We start from the raw sequence: 20,355 nt of genomic DNA, 5'->3' as shown, positions 1-20,355 counted from the left end.
GGCCGAAGTTCACCCGGATGACCTCATCGTAGAATGCCTTGGGTGTGTTCTCGTGGAGACGGACGTGGAAGTTGGGCTGGCGCATGCGCAACTCATCGGCGAGCTCCAACAAAATGAAACTCAGTTCATTGGTCGCATCGTTGCCCTCGGAGTCCTGACCACCGATGGTCACTACCTCCCAGCTGGTCAATCCACCGAGCATGCTGGTCAGCTCGTCGGAGTACATGGGGATGGTTTCGCATAGCTTTACGCAGAAAGCTCCCAGAATATCTTTCGCCTCTTGTCTTGAAATACGTCCAGCCGCCAAATCCTCTTCATAGTAGGAATTCAGGAATTGGTCCACGCGGCCCGGACAGGTGGTTTCACCTATTGTCTCCTGGAAAATGGCGATGTGGGTGAGGGTCATTGATTGGACCGCTTCATAGAAACTGGTTGCGCCATAACGTGGTACGCGAGCGCAGACCTCCGCAATCCGCTCTAGATCAAGTTTCCGCTGAGGGTCCGCTTCAGCCTCTGCCAGCCTACGCGCCTCGGTCGCATAGCGGTCACCAAACTCTGCCAGCGCATTCATTGAGATTTTCACAGACTGGTAGAAGTCCAGCTTGGAGGGATCGTTGGTTTGTGCCTCGAAGGCCTCCACCTCGGCGATGATGCCCTCGGCACCCAGTTTGATCACTTTCTCGTAGCCGGGTGCCAGGTGAGCAATACCACCAGCCTCATACAATTGGTACTGCAGTGCTTCAATCTGCTCCTTAACAAAGCGCATCTGCTCTTCCTGCCCGTCAAAGGCAAGATAAACCATATTCTTGTCCATCCAGAACGGAATATATGACTGGAGTTTTGCCTGCTCGTCTTCGCTGATCTCGAGAGGATTGACCTTGCGGGTGGGTAGTTTGTCGACACCAATCATTATGCCCAGACCGCCCAACTCCGGATAACAGATGCCGGCGACCCGTTTGGCGGTGAAGTTGCCAACAATCAGCTCGTCAGGATAGATTTTCACCGTTTTGTTGGCCAGGACGTGGCGTGTCGCTTCAGCTATCTGAACGGCCGTAGATTTCCCATCGTTGGCCTCATCCATGTAATACTCTGACCAAAGCACTGCGCGCTCGATGCAGCCACCGTAGGTAGCCTCGTCGACAGCTTTCTTCAGGCGAGCGACTCGAGCACCATCTTCCAGTGACTGACCAACGACATTAGTAATTGCATTCATATTTCACCTCGCGTCTCAGCGCTTGACTCAAAAGTTTAATATTGTTTTTGAAGCTACGGTTGCTTTACATGTCGCCCCGTCTTAAACGAAGCACATACTATGGAGAGTACAAGGAGTTGATATTAATTCAAATAGATAATATATAAGAGTATTATCAGTTATTTGAATAAGAGGTGGTCGGTGCTTCGAAACCAGGATTTGAATCTCTTGCCCATATTTGATGCATTGATGCAGGAGCAGCAGCTTTCCAGGGCGGCGGAACGGTTGTGTATGAGCCAGCCTGCAGTTAGTAATGCATTGAAACGTCTCCGAATCAGCTTCAGGGATGATCTATTTGTCAGGACAAGACGGGGGCTGAAGCCAACCCAGCGCGCAGTGGAGCTGCATGAGGCTATAGCACCTGTTCTGGAGTCACTCAGCCATACGTTCGACGATCAAACCTTTAGTCCAGAAGTATCAGATAGGACGTTGGATATCTCCATGGATATTGCAGCGGAGTATGTTTTCGCTCCTGATGTGCTAGGGATACTGCTTCCGGTGGCTCCAAACCTTAGGATTCGGTTCCATCCTGACCATATTCCGGACATTGCTGGGCGTTTGAAGGATGGGCGTTTGAACTATGCATTGGAGTATGGGCCAGTCTTATCCGATGAGTTTGATTCGGCTCATTTTGCGGACGAAACCCTGTCAGTTATTTGTGCCAAGAGTCACCCGAGCATCAAGGGAAGTCTCTCCCTGGAGCAATACACGTCGCTTCCGCATGTGTCGCTGGTCCCACGCCCCAGCTTTTCTGCTGGTCAAACAGCTGGAGAAGTAACTCCCGTTGAGTACATCGTCGGAGGTGACTTGCCTACAAGGAATATTGGTCTCAGGGTGGCCAGTTCGCTCGCTATTCCTGAGATCGTCGCGACAACAGACCTTATTGCCACGCTGTCTACCCGACTAGTTTTACCGCTTGTTGAATCGGGGGAACTGCAGCGTTTCGATCCGCCTTTCAACAATATAGGGTTTGAGTTTCGTCTGTACTGGCATAAGAGTCGGTCTAAAGATCCATTTCATCAATGGTTTATCAACGAGCTTGCTGAACACCAAAATAGTATTCGAGGTCAGAGGAACTAAGATTACACTGAATCTGCAAGCTATTGTTTTTCCCTTATTAGTTCCCACTTTCCAGCGCGCTCCAGCCGTTGATTTTCCATTTCAATGGCTTGCAGGCTCTTTCGAATTTCCTGAATGTGGAGAACTGCTGCGGCACGTGCTTCATCTGGCTTCTGGTCCATAATGGCCACAAAGATAGAGTGATGTTGTGCACTCAACATCATTCGCTGTTCTGGCCGATGATAGAGATTATTTACTGATGTGATAACAGAATCTAATAGCAGTTGGGACAAACTACGCAACGTGTATGCCAGGAAGGGATTGTGGGTTGCTTCTGATATCGCTTGATGAAAGTTGTGATCCAGCTTTGCTTCGATGTTCACGTCAATCTCACCCGAGGTCGAATGGTCCATTGCTTCATAGGCCTTGGAAATACGATAGCGATCAGCCGGCGTCAGGCGTAAAGCAGCGTAGAAGGCGGATTGTCCCTCCAGTAACTCTCGGACCTCAAGGAGATCGTATACGGCCCTTGAGTGGTCTCGAAATAGGTGCCGAAGCGGCGACTGATCGGACGCTGCCGGTAACATTTCTGATACAAAGGATCCCCGGCCACGTTGAGTCTCGATAATTCCCCTGCCTCTTAACTCCTTCAGCGCTTCACGCACTACCGGCCGCGATACAGAGAGTCTTTGGGCCAACTGGCGCTCGGAAGGGATTTTGCTCCCCGGGAGCAATGTTCTGTCTAGAATCAAGGCTTCCAACTGCCTGGCCACATCCTGATAGAACGGGTCGTTAGCGCTAATCATCTGGTATTACCAGTTTTTACATAATGAGAAACTATAGACGTATTCATTCAAATAGAGCTCTAAAGAAAATAAATGGAAACACAAACTGGTATTACCACAGGAATTAAGGGTTGTCTATCGCCAGCTAACGTCTAGGCCGTGTTGACAAAAGACTTCAGCCATAGGCGCGTGGCGGCAAGGTTGAGGAAGCTCTCGAACGAGAGAAGTGTCTTGTCGTATCGGGTGGCGATCCGTCGTTGCTGTTTGAGCTTGCCGAACATTCGCTCGACGCGGTTGCGGTCCCGGTAGCGTCGATAGTCGGGATGCTCTGGCACCTTGCGGTTCGAGCGGGGCGGGATGATCGGCAGGATGCCCCGGACGAGCAGGCTGTCGCGGAAGCGATTACCATCATAGCCCTTGTCCGCGAGCAGCGCCTTGGGTGTGGCGACGGGGATCGCCATCAGCGGTTCGGCGGCCGTGTAATCAGAGGCCTCGCCGCCGGTCAGGATGAAGCCGACAGGCAGTCCTTGATTGTCGCAGCGGGCGTGGATCTTGCTCGTAAAGCCGCCGCGTGATCGACCAAGAGCGTTCGCACAAGCCCCCCTTTTCCGCCCGCTGCCGAGACGTGGCCGCGAACGCTGGTGCTGTCGATCATGTGTTGCCAGTCGTCGGTTAGACCCAGATCGACCAGCGTTTGCAGCAAGGCATCCCAGACACCCTGTTCGGCCCAGCGACGGAAGCGCACATAGACGGAGGTCCACTTGCCGTATCGCTCATGCATGTCGCGCCAGGGACAGCCGACCCGCAGCACGTGAAGCATTCCATTGAGGAAAAGCCGGTTATCGCCCGCCGGCCGCGCCCAACGACCGCGCTCTGGCGGCAGCAGCGGCCCGATCAGGTCCCACTCCGCATCCGACAAATCCCCGCGACCCATGACTGCTCCTCAAAAAGCAGTCTTGAATCAGAAGGAGGCGGGCTTGGGAATCCCTTTTGTCAACACGGCCTAATCCAAGGCAACGACGTATTGCTGTCTCCGTCTGTTTTCAGGACGGAACCAGACTTGCATGAGCGACCGGCTTGAGGCGCCGCGCTCAATCAGCCATGGCAGAAGATCTGGGCCTTGCTTTGCCGCCCCCCCCAAGTTCAATTGAACGGAAGCGATGCCTGCCTGTAGCGCGGCCGTGCGGGCACGGCTCGCGTATCGGCCTGGAGAAGCCCGCGCGCAGCGGGAGAAAGCGTATAGACCGCCTGACGTTGCCCGCCGCGATTATGATGATCGACGCAGTAGCCCTGATAATGCCTGAAGAGGAGGCCAGCGCGAACGAGATCCGACACCGCGCGGCTCACGTTCGTTTTGCCCGATACGCGGACACGCAAACGCACCTCGCTGTCGATCGCGCGCTCGGCTTCAGCAGGATCGGCAGAAAGGGTCCCCTCCCCTGCCAGTTCGCCGCGAACGCGTTCCTGAAGAGCCTGCCGCCGCGGATCCCGGTGGCCCATAGGCGCCAGCGCATCGCACAGCCAGTCGCGGACCGTCACTTGCTCGCCTTCATTCATGATGAGCGGGCCCGCACTGCCATTGGGTCCGGCTGCCTTGGCAATGAGGTTGAGCACCATGAAGGCATAGCGCGGCCGCGCGGAGCTGTGCGCCAGGACCTCGAGCAGCCCCGGCATATCGAGCGAGCTATTATCCGAACGGGATTGAAGGGCGGTTTCCAGCATCGGAACGAATCAAGCACATGAGGAACGAAAAGTGAATCCCCAAAATCGTCCTCACCGGACCTTTGTCATGTGTGACACTTTGCCCGAGGGTAAAGTGTCATTGGCGACAATCACCGAAAGTTGGCGCTCCTCAGCGAAGCGGCAGCCAGGCCGACGTCTCGGTTCCCGGTCCTCCGGAGAAGACCATCAACGCCGCTTCGATCGAACCGAACCATTCCACCGGATCGACCTTGTAGCGCAGCAGATCCTGATCGCTAAGCTTCGCGTCCCTGATCACGATGATCGCCTTATCCAGACGCTCATGGCACTTCGCCTTTACGATCGCCGACGCGACGGGAAGCTGCCGCCGCAAGGTTTCGCTCACTTCGAGATGGAATCCGATACTGAGGGACGCGCTGGAGGACTCCCAGTTTCCCGCGCCCCTCCCCTTCGCGAATAGAAAATCCCGGTGCCAGAGGTCGCCTGCGATCCTGGCGCCTTGCTCGACATGGCCTATCGCGCCGTTCCGCAGCCGGACGATCATGTCGTGATCGGCCTGCTGTTCCGGCAAGAGCTTCGACGCATCGAGCTGAACCGACCCGCGTTCACTCTTCGACCCGCTGGTGCGGTGGCGCGGGCATAAAGCAATATAGCGGTCGTCAACAAACCGCTCTGCACATGAAGCAGGGCAAGGGGATCGATGCCATCGGCTGCCTTGGTCACCTGGGCCAGCGCATCGCAGGCCCCTTGGGGCTGCTCAAGATCCGCGCTGCACGACTGCGCTCTCCAGGCTTGCCTCAGCGCGCTTGAGATTCTCTTGTCGCCGCCTTTTACTTCGATCGAGGTAGCGAGCTTCATGAGATTTACCGTTACCGGCAGCGTAAGCGGGATGCCGCCGCCCACAGGACTCTTCGCCAATCTTCATCTCCTGCCGGCCGGCGCCGGTGCAGGCGACCGGGCAAAGGCGTTGCCGCGGACCTTGTGGCACCCGCCGTCCCGTCGATCCAGAGACAAGGCCGAAACCTTTGGCCCTATAGATCGAGCCCCAGGCTCCGCTCCGGCAGCGGGGGCAAAGTGTCACTACGGCCGCTCTTGTCGGGCGCGTCGGGTGTCTTGCCGTTGCCGGCGCCCTCGGTTGCTGGACCCGCCGGCAATGGCGGCAATTCGCCTCCAGCCGCGGGTATATCGGGCAGCCCCAGACCGTCGATCGGCCCAGGATCGAACGGCGCCTCCGGCGCCGAGCCCCGGCGCCCATCGATATCGATGCGGCCGAGAGTTTCCAGGGCGGATGTCTTATTGCCCGGATTCATATCGAGCTGGCGCGACAGCTTCTCCTTGTCGTCGACGATCATGGTGAGCGCGTCGCGGACGCGCGTCACGGCGACGTTGAACAGCCGCTGGTTCGACAAATGCCGCTCATGCGACGACATGACGGTTATGGCCTTGTCGGTCGTGATCCCCTGCGCCATGTGCATGTTTAGACTATAGGCAAGGTCGAGCCGCGACAGCATCGGATCGCCCTCCGCGAGCCGCAGCTGCTGCCGATCCGCCGTCTCCACTACGATCGCGCCGCTCTCGACCGTCGCGACACGGGCCAAGGCCGAATTGAACAGGCCGCGCGCCTTGTCGTTGGCGGTCCAGCGGATGCGATCGCCTTCCCGCAGCGCGAGCGACTTCTTCTCGGCGAGCTGCAGGCGGTCGCGCTGTTCGGTCGGGGACAATTTGAGCGGATCGAAGCGTATCCGTCGTCGCCCATCGGCGAGCTCGGCGTTCCCGCTGCGAACTATCCTGCCGACGTCGGGCCGCCCCGCCGCGATGCCGACATCCCGCGCACCGCCGGCGCCCACTTCAAGGGTCTCGCCGGGGCGGTAGGTCGAGACATGTCGCAGCTCCTCGCGGGTCGTGTTGATCCGCTCATAAACGGTGACCTGAAAAGCCTCGCCCTTCACGCTCCCTTCGGCGACCAGACCGTCCTGGATGCGTTCGTTGATGACGGTCCGGGCGTCGCGGCCCGAAGCGAAGATCGCGGTCACCTCGCGTTCCGTGGGCGGAAGCGCGAGCCAGCGATCAGCCGCTGCCGAGGCGGGATCGGCTTCCTCGATGACGTTGTCGCCGAGTACCGCGAGTGCGGCCCCAGCCTTGCCGATATTGGCGAGCGCCGCGACCGTGCGCAGCTGATCGGTGCGCTGACGGATGTTCATGTCCATTCGCGCCATTGTGCCGCCGCCCGCCTGGATCATCGCGAACGCCTTGCCTGCGTCGATCGAGGACAGTTGTTGCCGATCGCCGACGAGAACGAGCTTGTCCACGCCGAGCGCCTCGGCGATGCCGTGGAGCTTCAGCATGTCGCTGCTCGAGACCATCGAAGTCTCATCGACAACAAGCATGCTGCCAGCGAAAGACGCGCGCGCCGCCTGGTGTCGATCCGTCCCCTGCTCCGCGATAAACCGCTCGTTGGCCAGCACGAAAGAGGCGATCGTCTGCGCCTTGATCCCCGCCCCCTCGGCAAGGTCGGCAACCATCTTGTTCTGAAAGGCAAGCCCCATGATCACACGCCCTTCAGCCTGCGCGACACGCGCGACCGCCTGGAGCATGGTCGACTTTCCGGCGCCCGCGACGCCCTGCACAACGACCGAACGATCGGGGGAAGAAAGAATCATCGTCGCGGCCGCGAGCTGGCCCGGATTGAGGGGCCGCTCGGCCGCGTCCTGGAGGCGGCCCGGCGCGGCTTCCGCCGAGACGACAGGGCTCGCCGACCCCCGCCCTTTATCGACGGCCGCGAGGATCGTCTCCTCGGTCTGGAGCGCCTCGCGCGTCGTCACCATGCGCCCGGTCCGGTCGGCAGCCGCCGCGACGCCAGGAATGAGCTGTCTCCTGTCGACGAGCGTCACGATCCGGCGCTCGACACCATCGATCGTGACGCCCTTCAGACCGAGATCGAGCGCGGTCTTGGCGAGCGTATCGACAGGCCAGGCTGCTTCCCGCTCGCCAAGGATGCGAACCGCCGATGCAACGGCAGGCTGGGTCCTCGCCGCGGCGGGCGAGGCTACCGCACGGGCGGGGCCGGTGCCGACGAGGGGATGGGGGGGGCGGAGCGGCCCGCCGAGCCGCTGGCGCGCCGTGTCGATCGCGTCCGATATCGCGCGATAACCCTTGTCGAAAATGCTGTCCGCGGGAACGAAGACGGACCGCGCTTCGGCTGCCGCGGCGAGCGCCTTGCCGTCGAAACCGAGTGCGGCCGCCCGGCTGGCCCATTCCTGTTTCAGCGCCGCACGATCCTCGACGCCGAGCTTGGGATCGCGCGACCGTTTCGTGATCTCGCGCAAGCCCTCCGGCGACTTGATGCCGAGATGCGTCGCGCGCTCGAGAATTTCCGCGCGCCGCTGGCTGAACTCCGCAAGAACAGCCTTCGGGACCCCCGCGATCTCGAAGGTTCCATGCTTTCCCTTCATGTCGAGGCTATATCCGAGGCGCTCCAGCTCGCCGCGCAGATGCGCGTGATAGATCGCGCCAATGACGGTGTTGCGGCTCCACAGCTTGTCGGCGTGCAGCGCCTGCCATTTGCCCCCCGGCATGCGTGTGAGATTGGCGATTACGGCATGGATATGACCCTGGGGATCGAGAGCCCGGCTCGTGTCGTGCTGGAAGAGGGCATAGACGAGATTGCCGGTCTGGACCGGAACCTTGCGGCCCTCCACATCGCGCCGTCCTTCCGCGAGATTCTTCTCGACCCATGCCATGGTTTTGGCGACCGCGGCCATGTTGGCGGCGAGGATGCGCTTGTCCCCTGCGACATAGGCCATCACCGACGCGGACTTTGGCATCGAGAAGGTAAGGTCGAATCCTGCGCGCCGGTTCTCGACCTGCGCGACCGCCTCGCCGTCTGGAAGGCTCCCGTTCAATATCGCTTCGAAACCGTCTTTCGTGCCCTCTCCAGAAAGCCCGAGATCGGTTGCACCTTCCCCCGCCCAAAGACTGACCTCGGAGGAGCCCTCGACGGTGTAATAATCGTCCTTCGCGAAATAGTTCGCAGCGCCTGCGGCCGAGCGTACGGGTGCGATCGACAGCATGGCTCAGATGCCGATATCGAGGCCGTCATCCTCTCGCCCGTTTCCGAACGCCTGTCGCAGTTCGAAAAGCGTCAAATCCTCCGGAACAGGCGGCGTTGCGACCTGTCCCTTGGCACCGGGATCCCGGCTCGGCGCTGGCGCTTCAGCCTCCGCCGACGGCTGGCCTGCGTACCGCGCTGGTGCTTCGCTCGCGGGTGCCGGCGCCCCGCCCGGCGCGCCCGTGGTCGGCGCCTCGCGCGGCGCCGTCTCCTCGCTCGGCTCTGGCTCGACAGAAAGGATACGGGCGGCCAGATCGCGCGCGACATTGCGCGGTTCGGCCTCACCCTCCGACACCTGCGATGCGCCATCCCGTCCGCCCGCTTCGCCATCCTCCTCTTGCCCGAACGCCTCTTCGGCGCGCTTCGAGCGAACCGGGCTGACATCGGCGCGCGCGACATGGCCTTCGGCCACGGCCGGATAGTCCTTCCACTCGAGCAGGATGCGCGCCGCGGGAAAGCCGTCGGGGAATTTCACGAACCCGTGAAGCGCGGGCAAATTGGTGATGTCGTCGGCGATCACGAGCGGCTCAACTTGCTTGCGCGGAGTCAGCGTCGAGGCGTCGCGCGTGTTGTTATAGCCATAGCTATAGGCCTCATCCATCTGCCGGACTTCGCGGTTGCCGATATAGCGTGCGCATTGCTCCGCGGTGTCCAGATCCGCGGTCGCAAGAATGAGCTTGGTGCGCGCGAGCGAGGCGAGATTGCGCGCACCCTGCTCGCCATAAACCTCGACCAGCTTTTCGAAACTATGGATGCCGAGGACCATCGCACCGCCGAAGGCGCGGCCCGTCTGGAGCCCGTTCTCGATCGCGGGCAATCGGTGCAGCGCACCAAGCTCGTCGAACATGAACCATGTGCGCAGGGACCGCGTGCGCGGCAGGGTCATCTGCGCGACGAGGCTCCTGAGTTCCGTGGTCTTGCCCGATCCCGTCGTGCCGATGAGCATGACATGCGACTGCTCGGTGCGGTGCGGAAAGGGAATCCCGGCGAGCAGATAAGGGTGGTGGATGCCAGCTTCCTTGCGGGCACGGAACGGCATCGCGAGCACCGCGGCAGGCGAGTGCCCGGGGCAATGCGCATGCACATCCTCCTCGTACCGGGCCTGGTTATGTTCGAGGATCTCAGCGCGCAGGAGCGCGCGGTCGACGAGCATGGCGCCGCGCTCGTGGCGCTCCTGCAGGATGGACCGGCCCCGCCGATGCGATAGGTCGATGAACCATATCGCCGTCGGGATCGCGATGAAAATCGAGATGAGGAAAGCGCCCAGAAGACCGCGCGTTGCGGTATCCCAGGCCCTGATGACTTCGGGGATATAGGGGACCGCCTGCATGACCGTGCGCTCGATCTCGCCGGTTGGCAGCGTGACATTCACCCGCTTGGCGGGATCGAGGTCGACCCAACCCCAAAAGGCCGAATAGATCTTCATGCAGACAAGCTGGAATCCGTGCTCGTCGAGCTTGATCGACATGATGATGAGCCAGGCCGCAACGAACAGGAAGAACCACAGGATCACGGGCAACCGCGCGCCCGAGATCCACATCAGGAGTTCATGGGTCAGGAGCTGGCTGCCGCGCGTGAAATTCCCGGCATTGCGCTGGACGTTTCCGCGCGCCGAATGATGGGTCAGAGGGATGGGCCGACCGTCCGAGCGGATGTCCTCATGCGCCATGGAACTGCTCCAGTCGCCGGTCGGTTTCCGCCACCAGGCGGTCACGATATTCAGGGAATTGCTCGCGGATGATGATGTCGAGCGCGAGGTGCTGATACTCGCCGATGCGGGCCATGCGCCGACAGCTCGACGCAAGCAGATCGCTCCCCGCGAGATACCGGTCAACGGCGGCCCGGATGATGTCCGAAGGCGTGCAGTCGCCTTCTGCGGCGAGCAGCACGATCCGCTCATATTTGGCGCGGTCGAGCCGCACCGTGCAATGCTTGTTGGGAGTAGACAAACCAGGCCTCCTGGCAGGGAGGCTGGCGGGGTCTCAGGAACTGCTGGCGATTATAGCGGAATTTGGCACGGCGAACAAGATTGCCGTGGCCGGCGCGGGAGCCGTGTTCCGGGCGAACACGCCAAGGCCCCGCGTTTCCGGGACTTCTCGCCAATCCCTTGGCTGTCCCACGAGAGCACACGTCTGACACCTAGCATATCACGCTGATTTATAAGCGAAACCAGGCACCTTCAGGTGCGTTCGGTGTGCCTCTGTACCAGGCTGAATCGGGATGTTGGAAGTTCAGGGGTGTTGACCGGCTCGCATGCGAAACCGCGTCCGGCGAGGCATGGCTCCGTCCGGCGGACGGAAGCGAATTGGCAGCGCCGCGCCAACCTCCAGCGCCGAAGCGCCTTGGCTGGGTTGCGGGTGTCTGCTAGGCGGATGTGGCGCCGCGGAAATGCGCGGCGTCGGGACTGGTAATCCCGCGAACACAGCAACTCGGAAATCTGATTTCCGGGGTGCCGTGACATATGTCCAAGCCCTCGGGCCAAAAGTTTCGGCGCATGTGTGTTCGCATGTTACCAACCCCGGCGGCTCCCGCGCGGAACGCGCGGGAGTTCGGGTGTCTGGCAGGGCGCGAACGACTGGTCCGAGAGGAGGAACCGACGATGGCTGATGTGGCGGCCGATGTTCTCGAAGCGAGAGCCATTGCGCTGATGCGCGAAGCGCTGGAGCTTTTCGATTCCGGCGGGGGGTCCGACGCTTCGGCGGCGCTTCAGCATGCTATCGACATCGCCGAGCGACAGCGGCCGATGACCGAACACGACATCTTCGATTCCGAGCTTGCCAATCGCATCCTCGGGCCACTCGAACTTGCGCCGCGCGGCTATCATCTGCGTATGGGGATGCCCCGCGACTTGATCCTGCAGGACGCGGGCGGGCCGGATCGCTCGGATTGGGCGCGGCACTAGCAGGCGCGGCGGCGGTCGGGGCCGCTCACACTCTCGACCGAGCGCGCCGCGCAGCATATAGTCCTTCTCGTTCGCAGCCCGATCAGCGTGAACGAAAGGGCCGGTCATGGCACGTACATTGGAACAGGAACGAGCGGCGATCGCCGCCGAGGCGCGGAAGCTTGAGGAGCGCCAACAACGGCTCGAGGAACGAGAGCGCGAGCAGGCGATCGCCGATAACGACAAAGCCGGGCTTCTGAAGCTTGACGCAGGACGGCTCGGTCGACTTCTCGGGCGCATCAGGGCGCTGGGTATAGCGGAAGTCGAGAAAAGGCTGACGGCCTGACCATATTGCCGCGAATGCTTCCTTCGCGGCGCGGACATGGGGGGCTCGATGCCCCCCGTGTCCGCATTCCTGTCGAGCAAAAAAGAGGGAGGCGTTACCGCCTCTCCCCCTCAATGTTCGTCGATGAGGCCGCCCGCCGCCGTGTAGACGATGCGGTCGATCAACCCCTGCGACAGCGCGCCATAGTCGCCCTCGTCGATGGCGATGTAGCGATGGTCTTCGTCGGCGATGACATGCTGATCGAAGTAGCTGGAGAGCGCCCGGCGCTCGGCGTTGGCGACGGCTGCGAAGTATGCGGCATTGGCGGCGGCGGCGCTTGTCGAGATGTTCAACATGATGTGCTCCTGTCTGTCTTGAATGACAGGAGCGGCGCGTCGGGCGTCCGGGGCCGGGTCAAGGATCGCGCAGCGACCGCGAAGCGGCGGTGGGGGTCACGATTTTCTTCGGCGGCCACCGGATCTGCGAGGATATTCGCTGCGCGTGATCCGCCGAAGAAAATGGTGGGGCCCCGCCGTCCTTGAGGCGGTCCCGGACGTCTGACAGAATCGGAATTCTGTGAGAGAGTTTCTTTCCTCCCGGGATCATGCCGCGGCTGCGGACCGGGTGGGTCGCGATGCAGGCAGAGTAGCAGGGAAGTCCCTGCCCAGCCGCTGGCCCGCTTTCCTCTGGATGTGATGGAAGGAGGGGCCCCGGCGATGGCCAGAGCCCCTCAGTTTCGAGGATCACATATGGTTTGCGGTGCGCGGATTGCTCGGGCGTTCGTCGATCGTGGCGCCTGACACTCGGCCCCGCCCTTTAGAGGGCGCGGCGACGTGCTTTTGCTGGTCGAGCTTGACGACGTGGAGCGGGACACCGGCCCGGCGGAGCTTCTGGGCGAGGTTCATCTGGATGCCAGAGCCTTCACAGATGACCCCTTCCACCGGGTTGAGCATGAGTAGACGGTCGTTTCGGACGAAAGCCGCCTTTGCGCCGAGGCGCCGGTCGAGCCGGAACTGGATCGATTTGACGCCGCGAGCGGATGCCCAGGCCTGCGCGATGGCATCGCAGCCCTTGGTCTGTGCGGTGGTTGCGAGGACCATTTCGGGGACACGCGCCCGGATGCTGTCGAGGCCCCTCCAGAGCAGGTCATGATCCTCCCAGATTTGTCCTCCGGAGAAGATCACCACAGGTCCCTCGGGGAGGTACTGCTCCCGGCGTTCCCGGGACCGAGCGGCGAGGAAGTCGCGGGCGTCGATCATCGACGCGGTGACGCCCGACGAGACCCGGCTTCCGCGTGTTGGCGCATAGGGGCGTCCGGTCTCCACCCGGAAGACTTCGGCGGCATGGTCGCGCATGCATTCCATGGCATCGCGGCAGCTTTGCAGAGTCTGGCAGAGGATCTGCGCGTCCTCGATCTGCTGCGCGTAGATCTCGCTTGGGTCGAAGCTGCGGGCGAGGTCACCGAGCTCCTTTGCCGCATCGTCCTCACGGTCGTTGATCCGCTTGGCGACGACGTGGAAGCTGTTGACGAAGCCCCAGGCAAGATCGGCCGTGAACGGCTCGAGGCGGGTGTCGCGAAAGACGTCGAAGAGCGTCGCCATCACCATTTCGACGGCAGCGCGGCTCTGATCGGGATCGGGCGTCTCCAGCGGAGACGTGTCTTCAACCGGGGACAGTTTGGCGCGCTCGTCATGTTCGAGAAAGGCGCGTTCATATGTCGAGCTGCGGTCATGATCTCCGGTCTCGGTCGCGATGAAGCTGGCGAGATCAGCGAAGTTGTCGAAAAACTTGGTCATTTGAGCCTCCAGATGTTGGACAGGTCTCATCCGTTCGATGAGGCTCAATTTCGGGCATGCGGTGGTCAGGGAGGTCGGGCACGTTAACCGGGAAGCCGGCAACGCCGGACCTCGGTTAACGCCGCCTCGCGGGGAGTGGGGGAACCGATTTTTTTCGGCGCCGCAAAGCGAGCGACGGGGAAAATTGGGGGGACCGCTCATGCTGACGGACCGCCAACCCCGCATGGCAAACTTGGACTAACATGAAGATAGGAAATTACAGGGGTATTGGGTGATGCCGGATAGCCCAGCTGTACCGGGAGATGAGCCCTATGGCGTTGTCCTAATGGTGGGTCGCGGTTCAGCGTGCCGCGCCGGAATCTGTGAACAGGCTGGTATGAATCAGGCGCGCCGCGCGGGACGAGTTCGGCAGCGGGGAGCACGCCGAACTCGTCCCGCACGACTATCAGATGATGCGCAGGAAGTGAGTCGAAGGCTCTCGATCGGTTGAGGAGGGCGGGGATTTGGAAGCGCCGTCCACGTGATGGCGCTGGCAGGGTAACGTCCGGACGGAGCCCGGTTGGGATCAGCTAATGTGAGGCTGCGCGCAGGTCGCGGCTACCGCGAATAAGCGCCGGCGCCAAGACGTTTGTCTCGGCGCCGGTTTAACGAACAACGGGTCAGTGCATCGACCCGCCGAGCGCGAGATAGATGTCCGGCCCGATGAGCTGGTGCTCTGCGGCAACCAGCGACCAGGCCGCTGCAAGCTCGTCGTGATACTCGGCATCGACGATCGCGTCGGCGCTGGCTTCGCCGAAATTGGATTCCTCCCAGGCACGCGCGTGCGCAGCGTCGGCAGCGCCGGTGATGGCGTTGGCGAGATGGGCCGAGATTTCATAGTGGCTGAGCTTATCGGCGGCGCGGCGGATGCGCGCGACCATAGCCGGATTGTCGAGTTCGATGCCGTCGACGATATCGGGCATGGCGTCGAAGGGGCGGAATTGCAGCATGACGTGTCTCCCATAGAAAAAGGGCGGCCGCAAGCGACCGCCCCGTGGCGTCAGATGAACTTGATCTCATCGGCGATTATGTCGGTGTTGTAGTAGGTGCGGCCGTCGCGCTCGTTGCGGCTGTACCGGATCTCGCCGACGACGATCAGTTCATCGCCCTTCTTCTTGTGGCCGCCGACGGACTTGCCGAGACCGCCAAAGGCCTTGACGGTGTGGAACTCGTCCCAGGTTTCGGTGTAGCCGTTGCCGTCCTTCTGGACCTGGCCGTCCTTGATGACGGGCTTGCTGGTGACGAGGGTGAAGCTGACGCCGCTCTTCGTATCGTTGCCGAAGCGGGTGACGTCGGAAGTGATGCGGCCCGCGAGAAAAACCTTGTTCATGTGCCTGTCCTTCGCTTGCGCCAGCGGGCCGATCCCGCTGGGATGAACTTCAAGCGAAAGCCCGTGTTCGAGGGCGCGGCGCACCGAGCGCAGCGAGGGGAACTTCGATTTTTCGGGGGGTGCGGGCGGAGGCCGTCAGGCCGACAACACGGCCGGACAATCGAGGTTGCGCCGGGTCCGCACGGGCGTAGCGTTCATCCCTGACTGCGGGGTCGCCCGAGGTGCCGGGCGGGAGCGTTCACAGGAATGAGGTGTCTTGCGGGTCACGCACGGCGCTATCGTCGGCGGCGCGAATCGAAGGCCCGCCGTCGGCTCCGGCTCGATATGCAAAACTCGTCCTTGGCCTGGCGGGGGCAATGACTCACCGCACCGGTCGGGTCCTGCCCTGCATGGCTGGAGCTCGCGGTGGGCGGGGGCTCCGCGGATGGGCGTGCCCAGCGACTGGCTGATTTGGGAAGCCGGCCGCAAGGATAGGAGAAACCCCGCCGAGCTCTCGAGCTCGACGGGGCCGGGTCGCTCTTCGGGTCGCGGAAGAGCAGAGACCGGATACCCTGGAAGCGTGAAAATGAGATGAAAGGCGCGATGACAATCAGCGCTGTCGACTAGCCTTGTCGCGGGGGCGACGGCGGTCGTCTTCAGATCCACCCAGCCAGACCGACTATATTGGACCGAAAAGCCGAAACGGAGCGGGCTCCTATTGGCGAAGAAAAAAGGGCCCGCTTCGCCGGCGAGAGGCGAAGCGGGCCCATTGCCCCGCGCCGGGGCTCGAAGCGCGGGGATCGGGAGAGGCGGCCGGTTCGACCTATTCAGCGGCGGCGGTTTCGCGGGGCTTGCGCTGACGGCGGCCGGGTTCCTGCTGCTCGCCGCCGAAGCCATGCTCGGCCGAGGATTCGCCAAGACCTTCCTGAACCGGAGGGGCCTCGGTCGCGTCGCCAGGCAGCGGCGGCAGCGCATCATCGGTCTTCGCAGCGACTTCGGCTGCAAGATCGCGGCGGCGGGTCGGGCGCGACCAGACGAGGTTGAAGGATCCGTCCTCTTGGCGGAAAGCCGAGATGTAGAGCGGAGCCGCAAGGCTCGGATCCTCGATCTTGCCGTTCAGGAACGATTCGCCGGTCCCGTTCGAGAAGAGCTCGAAGAGCGCGCCGACCCTGACCCACGCCCGCGAGGCGGAAAGCGCGAGGACTTCATATTTGGGCGCCTTGGGATTGGACGACTGCACTTCGCGCAGGGCAATTGTCATCGCAATCGTGAGCGTTGCGATCTTGCCGACAAAAATGCCGGCGTCGTTTTGCTTGATCGAACCAATATTCATGGAAGGTCTCCTGGATGATGGCCCCGGACCTCATGTCCGGACCACCCTCCAAGCTCCTCCTTTCCTCCTCGGCCGTTCGGCCGAGCGGGCGCGCGAGCGCCCATTTCCGGGGCACGCGAACGCGGCCTCGGGATGCCCAAGGGGCTGTTGGACCTCCAATCAGAGGTCCAGAGAGCGATCATGGATGGCTAGGAAGGCGCCTACCGACGCTGGCATCGGCAGGCGAAATGCGGACGCCGATCTACCTAGGGCGGGACCGGCGCTTTGGCGGACCGGCATGGTCGGCCGACACTTCGAGATCGATCGCGAGTTGCGTCAGCGTGCGATGGGCACCCAGGCGTTGCAGGCCGTCCATGCGCGTGTCGCGGGTAAGGCCGGCGATGCGCGACCGGACGAGCGAGGCAGCAACACGCAGCGTATGAGGATCGATCTCGGCCATCGAATCGTTATAGCAGATTGTCCGACCCGCGGCGAGGAAAGGGTGTCAGGCGGCCTCGGTGTGGGCAGGCCGCCAGAGCTGGATAAGTGCGACAATTTCGTCGCGCCGTATGCGGTGCTCCACCTTCGGCGCGCTGCGGGATAAGGCCATCTGAACATGCCGGTCCGGGGGATTCAAACATAGAGTTCTGATAGATCGAGGTACGTGCCGTTCCGAAATCAGTGAATCGACCCGAAGAGGCGTCGTTTCATTTCGGACTGCAAGGCGCCATCGGCGGAAGCGCGGCCTGCTCGCATCTCTGCATCAAGCAGCGACGCCAGCGTGTCCGGCACGTCGGCGAAGAGGGCGATGACAGCGATCGCGGCCTCGGGCGTTGCGAGTTCGCCGGGCTCGGTTCCGACCCAGATGGTCGCCTCGCCCTCATCCGGCTCGGCCTCGGTACGGGCGAAGACCTGCGCGAAGAAGGTCTGAAGAGGGCGATCCCAACCAACAACGATAGCGACAATTTCCGGCTGGTCCGGCCTCGGGGTGAGAATATGGCGGCTCATCATTCGCTCCTCGCAACGCGGTGATCGAGATGACGGGCAGCGCCCGAAGCGCTGGCGAGCGCCCGGCGCGCGGCCGCGACGGCACGAGGCGATCCGCATTGGCGCAAGAGATCGCGCGCGGCGCGCAAATGGTCAAGAGCCGCAGCCATCCGAGCCCGATCCGCGGAGTCGGCTGGTCGAATGACCCTCATGGATTGCGGTCATCCGCCGGGTTCGGGACGACGGCCTCAGGAGGGTCGGACAGGGCCGGCTCGAACCGGACGTCGAGCCTCGCGCGATCGATCGAGGCGAAGAGCCGGCGGCCTTCGGGCACGAACCATTGGACTTGATCGGAAAGAATGGCGCGGGTCCTCTCGATGAGCGCGGCATCTTCGCCTTCGAGCAGGCTGGTTGCGATTTCACGCGCATCGGCAAGGAAGCGATTGTTCTGAGTTTCCCAGCTGTCAGCATCGCTGTCCGGGCTAGCCGAAAAACAGGCGCCCTCCAGCAGGCGCAACAGATCGCCCGCGCTTAGGCCCTCTTTCGAAGGGAAGATGAGGCGTCCCGCCATCAGCCGCTCGAGCTGGAGACTGAGCTCGCCTCGCGAATGGGAACCGATGGGGACCGACCATTTGTCGGCCGCGGTGTCGAAGGAAAGGACAGTTGCCATGCTGGGATCTCCTGGGCCCGGCCTCATCGGCCGCATCCCCATCGAACCCCCTTCCCTTTCCCGGCTCGTCGCGGGCCACGGATCCCCCGGCGTCAGGCAAGCGGAACATCGAAGCCCGGGGCGCATTCGGGTTCATCGGGATAGACGCCGGCGGGGTCGCAGAGGAGGAGCTGCAAGACGTCATATTCCTCGTGCCGGAGAGGCGGGCAGCCATGGCGGCGCGAAGTTGCGCGCGGTTGGAAATGAACCATTCCCATTCGAGGGGTTCGCCCGTGGCTGTCGCATATCCGCTTGCCGGCGCGGAAGCGGCCACCTCGACAATGATCCTGTGGCCGCGGCCGGGTACTTTGCCAGTATAGCGCGCCGTGAATTCGCCCAGGCGGCCGGTCAGTCCCTTGATCGCCTTGCCCCAGCGGATATGGCCGGCGCCGACACTCTGTCCGGCGGCGATGCCGCGTCCGATCCAGGTGCGGAACTGTGCTTTCTGCAACAGGACGCTGTTTCGGGTCCGGGCCATCGTCCGGCACAGCGGGATTGCCGACGCGTGCGCGTCGAGTAGCGCGAGATATGGTCCCTGGGCGGCGACGAGGATATCATCGAACTCGCGGCCTTCCAGGAGCCCGCGCAAGTTCGCGGCCTGCCCCGTGTCGGCAGCCAGCTTGGCGAACGCTCCAGCGCTGAGCGGCGTTAAACCGGCCATTGCGTCGGGCAAGGGGATGAAGCCGTCGCCCGAGATGACGATGACGAGAGCGTCTTCGTGACCGGCGGCTGCGACGAGGGCCGGGAGCAGCACCGCCGAAGAGATAGGTGTTTTGGCGCGATCACCAGCAATGCCGATCTCGGGGGCACCGAAGATGAGAAGACGGCGGGCCCATCGCACTGGCAGCGCGGCATCGGTCGGTTGCGGCCAGTCACTGGGGCGCGGCCTTGCCGGTGCCGGGGGGCGCCGGGGCCCTGGCACACCGGTCGCGGACAATGCGCGGCGGGCGGTGTCGAAAGGATCGTCTCGGTTGCCGCCGCCGTCGCCAAATCCCCGGTCGTAAGCGGCGTTCGCCGCGGATCGGTTGCCCGGCCTGTGCACTTCTGGGTCCCATCCGGCGTCGGCCGCATACCAGCCGGAGGCATAACGGACCGCAAGGTCCCAGTCATAACCGTGAAGGTCGCGCCCCCGCAGGATCGCCGCTTCGCGGGGACCGGCCTTGCCCTCGCCGAACTGCGCGGCGGTGAAGGCGAAATTGCGCACGTGGCGCTCGGCCTTGGTGACGGTTCGCATCGCGTCGATCACGGGACGCAAAGCGGCGGCGCGGTCGCGCATCCTTGCTAGGCGCGCATCTGCAGGGGACGAGGCCGGGAGATCGGGGTGACGGCGCCAGACATCGGCAAGGGATCGGGCAAGCGCGGGCGGACGGCCGTGCGCGATCCATGCGGCGGCATCGGCGGGATCGAAGGCTGCGGTCATAGCAGGAGATTTAGGCGACGAGACGGGGTTCGGCGGGGACGGTGGATGGCAGGCGCAGCTCGCGGCGGATGCGTTCGGCGAAGCGGTCTGGAGCCAGCAGCTCGCTCATCGATCCCCAATGGTTGCGCTCCCCGATATGGTCGCCTCGGCCCTGGACCCGGCGGAAGCAGATCTCGCGGCCCGGACCGAAAGGCCCAAGCGAGAGCTGGACCCACAGCATCTCGGCATGAAGGGTCACCTCTCCCGAGACCGCGGGGCCGGCCTTGTTGGATCGGACGTCGAAACTGCCGGCACCGAGCGCCAGCGCTTTGGCGAGCACCTGCAGCGCGGCGCGTCCCTCGGTGTGAAACAGGCGCTTTGCCGGTTCATCATAGGCGACGCCGCGAAGCGCCAAGGTCCTGAGCGCGGGCTTTGACCGGAGATCACCGATCCGTTCCATGCAAGCCTGTCGCAAAAGCGCGTCGTCGCCGCGGTCCGCGCACACCGTAGCCAGGTGCCGGCACAGAAGTATGATGGCAGGGTCGCTTTCAGTGGCGATCCCGGCGTTGCGACAGTCCGTGATCGCCGCCTCGATCGCGTGAAGCGAGGCGGCGATATCCATAAGCGCACTGGGGTCGAGGGCCTGCTGGAAGCGAAAGGCGAGATCATAGCTCATGAGGGGGTCTCCGGCTC

Annotated in this window: 22 protein-coding genes and 1 pseudogene; 3 read left to right on the top strand and 20 right to left on the bottom strand. The window is 62.6% G+C overall.

The genetic code is table 11. The annotated features are described in order from the left end of the window. Positions 1-1,213, bottom strand: a 1,213-nt coding sequence (locus Q0239_RS03690; RefSeq protein ID WP_298598556.1) for a pyruvate formate lyase family protein, incomplete at its 3' end; no start/stop codon positions are given. Between the two features lie 198 nt (positions 1,214-1,411). On the opposite strand from Q0239_RS03690, the gene Q0239_RS03685 reads away from it, so the two are divergent. Further along, entirely contained in the window at positions 1,412-2,332 is a 921-nt protein-coding gene (locus Q0239_RS03685) for a LysR substrate-binding domain-containing protein (RefSeq protein ID WP_298598553.1), read from the top strand. Positions 2,333-2,352: 20 nt separating this feature from the next. Here Q0239_RS03685 and Q0239_RS03680 read toward each other — a convergent pair whose 3' ends face one another. The 8 genes and pseudogenes from Q0239_RS03680 to Q0239_RS03645 all read right to left on the bottom strand — a co-directional run bounded on the left by Q0239_RS03680 (position 2,353) and on the right by Q0239_RS03645 (position 10,854). After that, positions 2,353-3,117, bottom strand: coding sequence for an FCD domain-containing protein (locus tag Q0239_RS03680; RefSeq protein WP_009576012.1), 765 nt, complete (start codon positions 3,115-3,117; stop codon positions 2,353-2,355). A gap of 131 nt (positions 3,118-3,248) precedes the next feature. Further along, a pseudogene (locus Q0239_RS03675) lies at positions 3,249-4,030 on the bottom strand (IS5 family transposase). A 209-nt stretch (positions 4,031-4,239) separates the two neighbouring features. Then, on the bottom strand, positions 4,240-4,818 hold the full coding sequence (locus Q0239_RS03670) for a hypothetical protein (RefSeq protein ID WP_298598542.1): 579 nt from the start codon (positions 4,816-4,818) through the stop codon (positions 4,240-4,242). Between the two features lie 130 nt (positions 4,819-4,948). Next, positions 4,949-5,341 (bottom strand): hypothetical protein, encoded by a 393-nt coding sequence (locus tag Q0239_RS03665; RefSeq protein ID WP_298598540.1) that lies wholly within the window; start codon positions 5,339-5,341, stop codon positions 4,949-4,951. Continuing rightward, positions 5,338-5,715, bottom strand: a complete 378-nt coding sequence (locus Q0239_RS03660) for a hypothetical protein (RefSeq protein WP_298598537.1) — start codon at positions 5,713-5,715, stop codon at positions 5,338-5,340. Before Q0239_RS03660 ends, Q0239_RS03665 begins: the two co-directional genes overlap by 4 nt. A gap of 113 nt (positions 5,716-5,828) precedes the next feature. Further along, the gene (gene mobF / locus Q0239_RS03655) at positions 5,829-8,867 is read right to left on the bottom strand and encodes a MobF family relaxase (protein WP_298598535.1); all 3,039 of its coding nucleotides are present in this window, start codon (positions 8,865-8,867) and stop codon (positions 5,829-5,831) included. Between the two features lie 3 nt (positions 8,868-8,870). Continuing rightward, positions 8,871-10,574, bottom strand: coding sequence for a type IV secretion system DNA-binding domain-containing protein (locus tag Q0239_RS03650; protein WP_298598532.1), 1,704 nt, complete (start codon positions 10,572-10,574; stop codon positions 8,871-8,873). Beyond that, positions 10,564-10,854, bottom strand: coding sequence for a hypothetical protein (locus Q0239_RS03645; protein WP_088441372.1), 291 nt, complete (start codon positions 10,852-10,854; stop codon positions 10,564-10,566). Before Q0239_RS03645 ends, Q0239_RS03650 begins: the two co-directional genes overlap by 11 nt. Positions 10,855-11,504: 650 nt before the next feature. Between Q0239_RS03645 and Q0239_RS03640 the strand changes: the two genes are divergently transcribed. Then, positions 11,505-11,807: a hypothetical protein gene (locus tag Q0239_RS03640; RefSeq protein WP_088441389.1), complete on the top strand. Its 303-nt coding sequence runs from the start codon at positions 11,505-11,507 to the stop codon at positions 11,805-11,807. Positions 11,808-11,913: 106 nt separating this feature from the next. Next, complete coding sequence (locus tag Q0239_RS03635; protein ID WP_298598527.1) at positions 11,914-12,132, top strand: hypothetical protein; 219 nt, start codon at positions 11,914-11,916, stop codon at positions 12,130-12,132. A gap of 110 nt (positions 12,133-12,242) precedes the next feature. Here the strand turns inward: Q0239_RS03635 and Q0239_RS03630 are convergent, their stop codons facing one another. The 11 genes from Q0239_RS03630 to Q0239_RS03580 form a co-directional block, all read right to left on the bottom strand. Continuing rightward, on the bottom strand, positions 12,243-12,467 hold the full coding sequence (locus Q0239_RS03630) for a hypothetical protein (protein ID WP_298598524.1): 225 nt from the start codon (positions 12,465-12,467) through the stop codon (positions 12,243-12,245). Positions 12,468-12,854: 387 nt separating this feature from the next. Next, positions 12,855-13,907, bottom strand: a complete 1,053-nt coding sequence (locus tag Q0239_RS03625; RefSeq protein ID WP_298598521.1) for a DUF2493 domain-containing protein — start codon at positions 13,905-13,907, stop codon at positions 12,855-12,857. A gap of 659 nt (positions 13,908-14,566) precedes the next feature. Continuing rightward, a complete protein-coding gene (locus tag Q0239_RS03620) occupies positions 14,567-14,896 on the bottom strand; it encodes a hypothetical protein (protein ID WP_088441393.1) in 330 nt (109 codons plus the stop codon). 50 nt (positions 14,897-14,946) lie between these two features. After that, complete coding sequence (locus tag Q0239_RS03615; protein WP_088441548.1) at positions 14,947-15,276, bottom strand: single-stranded DNA-binding protein; 330 nt, start codon at positions 15,274-15,276, stop codon at positions 14,947-14,949. Between the two features lie 802 nt (positions 15,277-16,078). Further along, positions 16,079-16,588 (bottom strand): DUF736 domain-containing protein, encoded by a 510-nt coding sequence (locus Q0239_RS03610; protein WP_298598516.1) that lies wholly within the window; start codon positions 16,586-16,588, stop codon positions 16,079-16,081. Between the two features lie 241 nt (positions 16,589-16,829). Further along, a complete protein-coding gene (locus Q0239_RS03605; RefSeq protein WP_088441395.1) occupies positions 16,830-17,027 on the bottom strand; it encodes a hypothetical protein in 198 nt (65 codons plus the stop codon). Between the two features lie 218 nt (positions 17,028-17,245). Beyond that, positions 17,246-17,575 (bottom strand): hypothetical protein, encoded by a 330-nt coding sequence (locus tag Q0239_RS03600; RefSeq protein WP_298598562.1) that lies wholly within the window; start codon positions 17,573-17,575, stop codon positions 17,246-17,248. Further along, the gene (locus tag Q0239_RS03595) at positions 17,575-17,724 is read right to left on the bottom strand and encodes a hypothetical protein (RefSeq protein ID WP_298598510.1); all 150 of its coding nucleotides are present in this window, start codon (positions 17,722-17,724) and stop codon (positions 17,575-17,577) included. Before Q0239_RS03595 ends, Q0239_RS03600 begins: the two co-directional genes overlap by 1 nt. Before the next feature lie 38 nt (positions 17,725-17,762). Beyond that, positions 17,763-18,071 (bottom strand): hypothetical protein, encoded by a 309-nt coding sequence (locus tag Q0239_RS03590; RefSeq protein WP_298598506.1) that lies wholly within the window; start codon positions 18,069-18,071, stop codon positions 17,763-17,765. Then, positions 18,037-19,683, bottom strand: a complete 1,647-nt coding sequence (locus Q0239_RS03585; RefSeq protein WP_298598503.1) for a hypothetical protein — start codon at positions 19,681-19,683, stop codon at positions 18,037-18,039. The genes Q0239_RS03590 and Q0239_RS03585 overlap by 35 nt, the downstream gene beginning before the upstream one ends. Positions 19,684-19,693: 10 nt before the next feature. Then, positions 19,694-20,338 (bottom strand): hypothetical protein, encoded by a 645-nt coding sequence (locus tag Q0239_RS03580; protein ID WP_298598500.1) that lies wholly within the window; start codon positions 20,336-20,338, stop codon positions 19,694-19,696. Between the last annotated feature and the right edge of the window lie 17 nt (positions 20,339-20,355).

It is taken from the genome of uncultured Sphingorhabdus sp. (assembly GCF_937872355.1).
Classification (GTDB): domain Bacteria; phylum Pseudomonadota; class Alphaproteobacteria; order Sphingomonadales; family Sphingomonadaceae; genus Sphingorhabdus_B.
The sequence above is the reverse complement of the archived record's forward strand: the minus strand, read 5'-3'. Positions and strand labels throughout refer to the sequence as shown.

Coding starts and splice junctions, on each gene's coding strand:
- Q0239_RS03680 (WP_009576012.1), bottom strand. CDS start 3,117: ATGATTAGCGCTAACGACCCGTTCTATCAGGATGTGGCCAGGCAGTTG.
- Q0239_RS03670 (WP_298598542.1), bottom strand. CDS start 4,818: ATGCTGGAAACCGCCCTTCAATCCCGTTCGGATAATAGCTCGCTCGAT.
- Q0239_RS03665 (WP_298598540.1), bottom strand. CDS start 5,341: ATGATCGTCCGGCTGCGGAACGGCGCGATAGGCCATGTCGAGCAAGGC.
- mobF (WP_298598535.1), bottom strand. CDS start 8,867: ATGCTGTCGATCGCACCCGTACGCTCGGCCGCAGGCGCTGCGAACTAT.
- Q0239_RS03650 (WP_298598532.1), bottom strand. CDS start 10,574: ATGGCGCATGAGGACATCCGCTCGGACGGTCGGCCCATCCCTCTGACC.
- Q0239_RS03640 (WP_088441389.1), top strand. CDS start 11,505: ATGGCTGATGTGGCGGCCGATGTTCTCGAAGCGAGAGCCATTGCGCTG.
- Q0239_RS03635 (WP_298598527.1), top strand. CDS start 11,914: ATGGCACGTACATTGGAACAGGAACGAGCGGCGATCGCCGCCGAGGCG.
- Q0239_RS03630 (WP_298598524.1), bottom strand. CDS start 12,467: ATGTTGAACATCTCGACAAGCGCCGCCGCCGCCAATGCCGCATACTTC.
- Q0239_RS03625 (WP_298598521.1), bottom strand. CDS start 13,907: ATGACCAAGTTTTTCGACAACTTCGCTGATCTCGCCAGCTTCATCGCG.
- Q0239_RS03620 (WP_088441393.1), bottom strand. CDS start 14,896: ATGCTGCAATTCCGCCCCTTCGACGCCATGCCCGATATCGTCGACGGC.
- Q0239_RS03615 (WP_088441548.1), bottom strand. CDS start 15,276: ATGAACAAGGTTTTTCTCGCGGGCCGCATCACTTCCGACGTCACCCGC.
- Q0239_RS03610 (WP_298598516.1), bottom strand. CDS start 16,588: ATGAATATTGGTTCGATCAAGCAAAACGACGCCGGCATTTTTGTCGGC.
- Q0239_RS03605 (WP_088441395.1), bottom strand. CDS start 17,027: ATGGCCGAGATCGATCCTCATACGCTGCGTGTTGCTGCCTCGCTCGTC.
- Q0239_RS03600 (WP_298598562.1), bottom strand. CDS start 17,575: ATGAGCCGCCATATTCTCACCCCGAGGCCGGACCAGCCGGAAATTGTC.
- Q0239_RS03595 (WP_298598510.1), bottom strand. CDS start 17,724: ATGGCTGCGGCTCTTGACCATTTGCGCGCCGCGCGCGATCTCTTGCGC.
- Q0239_RS03585 (WP_298598503.1), bottom strand. CDS start 19,683: ATGACCGCAGCCTTCGATCCCGCCGATGCCGCCGCATGGATCGCGCAC.
- Q0239_RS03580 (WP_298598500.1), bottom strand. CDS start 20,338: ATGAGCTATGATCTCGCCTTTCGCTTCCAGCAGGCCCTCGACCCCAGT.